The 5,359-nt window shown below is 42.5% G+C and carries 7 protein-coding genes; 1 reads left to right on the forward strand and 6 read right to left on the reverse strand.

The annotated features are described in order from the left end of the window. Positions 1–151: 151 nt before the first annotated feature. A complete protein-coding gene (locus PX636_RS11360) occupies positions 152–424 on the reverse strand; it encodes a hypothetical protein (RefSeq protein ID WP_002757090.1) in 273 nt (90 codons plus the stop codon). Between the two features lie 228 nt (positions 425–652). Here PX636_RS11360 and PX636_RS11365 point away from each other — a divergent pair, with 228 nt between their 5' ends. Beyond that, complete coding sequence (locus PX636_RS11365; protein ID WP_002768794.1) at positions 653–1,003, forward strand: IS66 family transposase; 351 nt, start codon at positions 653–655, stop codon at positions 1,001–1,003. A 34-nt stretch (positions 1,004–1,037) separates the two neighbouring features. On the opposite strand, the gene PX636_RS11370 is transcribed toward PX636_RS11365, so the two are convergent. The 5 genes from PX636_RS11370 to PX636_RS11390 form a co-directional block, all read right to left on the reverse strand. Next, a complete protein-coding gene (locus tag PX636_RS11370) occupies positions 1,038–1,892 on the reverse strand; it encodes a class I SAM-dependent methyltransferase family protein (RefSeq protein ID WP_002768795.1) in 855 nt (284 codons plus the stop codon). A 41-nt stretch (positions 1,893–1,933) separates the two neighbouring features. After that, the gene (locus PX636_RS11375; RefSeq protein ID WP_072926606.1) at positions 1,934–2,575 is read right to left on the reverse strand and encodes a lysophospholipid acyltransferase family protein; all 642 of its coding nucleotides are present in this window, start codon (positions 2,573–2,575) and stop codon (positions 1,934–1,936) included. Further along, the gene (locus PX636_RS11380) at positions 2,572–3,528 is read right to left on the reverse strand and encodes a phosphatidate cytidylyltransferase (RefSeq protein WP_002768798.1); all 957 of its coding nucleotides are present in this window, start codon (positions 3,526–3,528) and stop codon (positions 2,572–2,574) included. Before PX636_RS11380 ends, PX636_RS11375 begins: the two co-directional genes overlap by 4 nt. Continuing rightward, positions 3,503–4,093 carry a CDP-alcohol phosphatidyltransferase family protein gene (locus PX636_RS11385; RefSeq protein ID WP_199328874.1) on the reverse strand — a complete coding sequence of 197 codons (591 nt, stop codon included), beginning with the start codon at positions 4,091–4,093 and terminating at the stop codon, positions 3,503–3,505. The genes PX636_RS11380 and PX636_RS11385 overlap by 26 nt, the downstream gene beginning before the upstream one ends. A 423-nt stretch (positions 4,094–4,516) precedes the next feature. Then, complete coding sequence (locus PX636_RS11390; protein ID WP_002758338.1) at positions 4,517–5,173, reverse strand: SGNH/GDSL hydrolase family protein; 657 nt, start codon at positions 5,171–5,173, stop codon at positions 4,517–4,519. Positions 5,174–5,359: the final 186 nt, after the last annotated feature.

Raw genomic sequence — 5,359 nt, forward strand, 5'->3', positions numbered from 1 at the left:
AGAACGACGGGGTTTCAGACCCAAATTTTCGATGAAAGCCAACCATTAAAACCTGTATCAACGATCGCATCTTGCGCGTAAATATTTCCTTCAGAGTCACCTATCGAAAGTGAAATAATCGCCTCAAAATCCGCGTTAATGATTCCTGGGATCATACTAATCTCTTTGTCCGTCCACCAAATCGGCGAACATAGCGAGAACCGACTCGAACAATCCAGATTTGAGCATCTGGGTGACGGGCTTCGAGTCTATTGCAAGCAGATATTTCACGCGCATCAATTTCAAAGTCGCCAGTTTCAAGGTCAATTGCTACAATTTTGCCCTGATTACCCAATTCGACTTGTGGACGTATTTGAGTTTGATAAATCAGATCGCCACGCTGGGCAAATTCTTCTTTGCTATAGCGGGGTTGTCGGACTGTCATAGGATTGATCTTGTTGCAACTTTTGCCCCTCTATTTTAACCTAAACATCGGGAATCTTCGCTAACATTCCTCAACTGGTCCCACAAGAGCGGCATCGCACTTAAACCCACAGTTTCAATCAATGGGCATGGTGCGTTCCCCAAAATCGATCGCTGGAGCAGTGGGACTTGCATTAGGGAACGCACCCTACAAGATCGGCGATCGCTGCGGTTAGAGCAAGCTTTAGCTGTGTGGCGACCCCAGGCGGGTTATGCTGCGGGTTTATTGCTGAAATCCTTGCTGGACAAGTCCCATCAGTGGTGGTATTTCCTAGAGCATCCTCAAGTCTCTCCCGATCATAACCGAGCCGAGCGTTCTCTGCGTTTGGGAGTAACTAAGCGCAAGATAGCTGGTGGTTCTCGCTCCTTCAGTGGCTTTGTCGATACTGCCCGTTTATTGACCGTGATTCAGTCTTGTCGCGCCCAAGGCCGTTCGGTTTTAACTTTCTTCCGTCAGGCTTTGGCCTCTGTCCATCACCCCTTGAATACGGTTGTCTCTCTTATCCCCACTGCTGATTTTTCTCTCTTTGTCAACCCCTAGACCTGAATAGTTACAAAATGAGTTTTCGCTGACTTCACTTTCTCGCTTTGACGACCCCGAAAATATTAAAGTTATCCATCTGTACCTGGAAATCTTGAAAACCCGCATCAGTTGCCCATGCTTCGGTTAATTCTAGCGGTCTCAGGCGCATCACCCAAGGTTTACCTGTATGAGAATTTAATACCCTGGCAATAAACTCTAATTGGGGGTGGTAGGGTTGAATGGTAAAAATGAGCGTCCCGCCTGGTTCAAGAAGACGATATAATTGCTGGAAATGCTGACGAATTAACTCATTATCTGGTAATATTTCGTGGAGTCCCGAGACGACAATTAAATTAGGCGGTGGTAAGACCCGGTTTAAGTCGTCATCGTTAAAAGCGTCAGCTTGTTCGATAGTTGCTGATACGCCAAGGTGGAGAGCTAATTCTTGCGCTTTTTGCACATTTTCTGCCTTGTAATCTCGCAATAAAGCATTCACTGCACCACCCGAAAAATCTAGCAAAACTTCCAAGTCATAGCGGCCACCACCACAAGCAACATCGAGGAGGTTAGTTGTTACCCCTTGCTCAAAATTATCTTGGATAACTTGACGCAATACGCTTTTCAGAATTTCCCCACGTTGACGGATTCCCTGCCATCCCTGGGAGTCGAGATAAACACGGTCAATTATCTTGCCAAACCAGGTAATGCCGCTGGGACGATTGCGATAAACATACTCTAACATGACTCCTGAATCAAAGCCGTATTTCAAGCCCAGACGAATTCCGTCTGAAAGTTGCCCGATGGTTTGAAACAGCAATCTTACAAGGCTGTAGTAGATGGCTTTAGGATGCCAAATTGGCAGCGGACGACTTAGTGAATCATAGCTAGGTAAGGTTTGAGAATTCATGGTTAATTCCTTCGTTTAATCAAGAAAAATCAAGAACTTTTTTATTGCCAAGCAGAAAAATTTCCTGCTGCTGCCAACTCTTGTATTGACTGATTTAACAAATCCATAAAGCTTTGTTTATTGCCAGTCCAATGGAGAGGATTACCAAGCCAAACATCACAAAAGAAAGGGACTAATAAAGCTTCACCTTTGGGAAGTGTCTTGCCTAAACCATGCAAGAAAATTGGATAGATGGGGATTTCTGGATGCCGTTTCGCTAGATGGGCAATGCCACTCTTAAAGCTAGTTAAAGATTCAGGATTGCCGCGAGAGCCTTCAGGATAGATTAGCAGAATTTCTCTCCGCACTAATGCCTGAGAACAACTGTCTAGAGGATGCTCGCGAACATTCCCCATTTCGCGTCTTAAGGGAATGATACCAATAATATTTAGAGAAAACCAAGTCAGCCAGGGATTCTTTAACCAATAGTCCGCCGCCGCTACTGGACGCAATTTGTCTAATAACCTTAAGGGAAAGAGTGTCATCAATACCAGGGTATCGAGATGGCTGTTGTGGTTGGCAACAATTATCGCTGGTCCCGATTTTGGTAGCCTCTCTTTGTGACTGATTCTTAGTCCGATAATGACCAAGACAATCAGTCTAACCAAGCAACCAAAAAACAACAATCGCAGTAACTTATTCAAGCTAACATCCCCCGGAAATAAAAGTAAACAGTAAAATGGAAAAATAGGGGAGCAGTATAAGTTAAACTGTCAATACGATCAAGAATACCACCGTGTCCTGGTAAGAGATTACCGCTGTCTTTAACTCCTAAGTCTCGCTTCAGAGCCGATACAGTAACATCACCAATAAAACCGGCAATTCCCAATAGTAACCCCAGCCAGAATGCGTGAGTTAAATTAAACGGAGTTAACCAAGGAGCCAAAATTACTGCCAATACTATTGTCGTTATTATCCCTCCTAGCAAGCCTTCCCAGGTTTTGTTGGGGCTAACTGTCGGTAAAACTTTATGTCTTCCCAAACTTTTTCCCCACAAGTACTGGGAAATATCATTCAGAGCCGTCAAAAATAAAAGATACAGTAACAATCCAGCACCGCCAGCTATGGGATTACCTGCGGGTGGTAGCCTTAATAAATAGGCGACGTGACTGATGCTAAATACTGTCAGCATCAATCCCCAATGTAGAGTTCCTATTGCCTTGAGAAAACCGTGTATTTCTCCTAAAATTACCATCCGCATCGGCAAGATAAGGAACATATAAACTGGGATAAATACTAAAAACATTCCGTACCACCGACTGTAAATCCAGTAATATTGTAAGATGATTGCTAAATAAGCCCAAAACAAGACGCGACGGTCTGCCCGCCGTGTCGGAATTAGAGATAAATATTCTTTCAGGGCCAGAAAACTGACAAAACCAAAAAAGATCACAGCTATTCCAGGACTGAGGATGAGAGAAGTTGAGAAAAGAAGGGTAATTGCCCACCAAGATTTGACTCGTTGCTTCAGTTCTGTATAATTTCTCTCTGGCAAAGTTAGGGAGAGAAGCTGAATTATGAGAGTCGCTAGTATTAATAGGATAAATACCCCTGCTAACCCCCAGATAACATTAATTGCTGGCTTCGTCCAAACCATGATACTCTAATTCCTTTAAGCTGCTGTAAGCCCGATTGATAATTGTCGAAAATAGCAGTAAGATTGTGGTAATCCAAATATAATCTAACCACTTTCCTGCTGTCAATCCTAATCCTAATAATAAAGCAATTATACCAAATAAAAAAGCACGATCACTTTTGCCCATTGGCCCTTGATATTGTCTTTTTCCACTCACTGTAACCCCGAGAACTCCAGTCATTTCACTGATGATTGACAGTAAGACAATTGGGACAACCAAAATACTAGAAACTCCTGGTATTAAGGCAAAGGGAAGGTAGAGGGCAGTATCAGAAATTACATCTCCTAGTTCATTTAAGATAGTACCTAACGATGTTTTCTGGTTGTAGTCTCTGGCTAACATCCCATCGATCGCATTCAGTGCAATTCGCATAAAAAGTACCAAAGGCATCAGCAACAGTAGCCAGCGCTGACAATGCCAAAGGACAATTGCTATTCCCATCAATACTGATAAGACAGCAGCAGATGTGGTAATTTGATTCGCCGTGATTCCTTGTTTCGCTAGTTGCTTGACTAGCGGACTCAATATCTTTTGAAAAGCTGGCTTTAATTGATAGATAGTAATCACGGAATTTAGATCAACTTTTATAAATTTGAAAATTTTTGTCCAGAGATATGGAACTATAGAACCGATTTGGTATCTTTTATAATGTAGATGCTAGGCTGAAAAGGTGAAGCGAAAACCTTGTCCACTATAGGTTGCAGGGAAGAGAGTCTGTAGCCTGTTTAACGGCAATACTTTGGTCTGAACCCCGTCAGTGAAGGCGCCACCGTCTAGTTATCCCCGAAAATCGATACTTTGGAGTAAGCCAAAATGTACTCAAGTAGTATGACGAATGAAGAGTGGTCTATCGTAGAACCGCTATTGCCAAAGAAGAAATTGACTTGCCCACCGAAATGAACCAAACGACAGATTGTCGATCTATCTTGAAGTGCCATTCAGGGCAATTCACTTTTGTCGAGAGTCTTTGGAGTTTCCATAGATGATTGTATGTAGTTGAGTAACGTTATGGTTTTGTACTATTTCTAGAATGTAGCTGCTTAATTTATCTGCACCAATTGCAGATGGCTCAATCGGATTAGCGTAATCAGATGTACTGGTAAAGATTTGGCGCAGATCAATAATTGGTAGTTTATAGGCTATTGCTGTTTGAATTATCACATCATTCCAAAATGTGAGTGCAGTTGTCGCTATGCTTTGGTATTCTGACTGCTCAAATCTTGGCTCGTAGATGGTGCAAATTGTTATTGGCAACTGTTTTTCCAGTAGCTCTTTGATTGCACTTACATAGTTAGCACGAAAATCTCCGACCAGCCTTGAAAATTTAATTATTACTTCTGCAACAGATTGTGCCCTCTGAGATAGATAGTCGATGTTGCGTAAAGCATCATTTCCCCCAACACTCAAAAACAAGTGAGTTGAGTCTTTAGGTAGCTTCTGAACTTGAGCATGGAGATCCGTGGTAATAGAACCATCAATAGCGAGTAAAGTGGCTTTCCATCCTAAAGGTATTTTGCGCTTAAGGTAATGGATAACATCTTCTTCAACATCCACATAAGGAGCATTATCAAATATGCTGTCGCCGAGCAAGACGATGTGGGTCATAAATCTATACCTCAAAATTTTCCACTTGCGCAAAGAAGCAATGCGACATAACTACATATTATAGGTCAACTTTCTCTATAACACTCTCTGGGGTAACGATATGGGTCAACCTTCTGTATATCACTTCATTTAGGCGCAATCGCCAGAAGTTTTCCCTTTATCACCCCCAAAAGCCTGTTAGCCAGA

This window comes from Microcystis sp. M53598_WE2, from assembly GCF_030067735.1.
Classification (GTDB): Bacteria; Cyanobacteriota; Cyanobacteriia; order Cyanobacteriales; family Microcystaceae; genus Microcystis; species Microcystis aeruginosa.

Excerpts from the sequence above, each read along its gene's own strand:
- PX636_RS11360 (WP_002757090.1), bottom strand. The coding sequence starts at position 424 with ATGACAGTCCGACAACCCCGCTATAGCAAAGAAGAATTTGCCCAGCGT.
- PX636_RS11370 (WP_002768795.1), bottom strand. The coding sequence starts at position 1,892 with ATGAATTCTCAAACCTTACCTAGCTATGATTCACTAAGTCGTCCGCTG.
- PX636_RS11380 (WP_002768798.1), bottom strand. The coding sequence starts at position 3,528 with ATGGTTTGGACGAAGCCAGCAATTAATGTTATCTGGGGGTTAGCAGGG.
- PX636_RS11390 (WP_002758338.1), bottom strand. The coding sequence starts at position 5,173 with ATGACCCACATCGTCTTGCTCGGCGACAGCATATTTGATAATGCTCCT.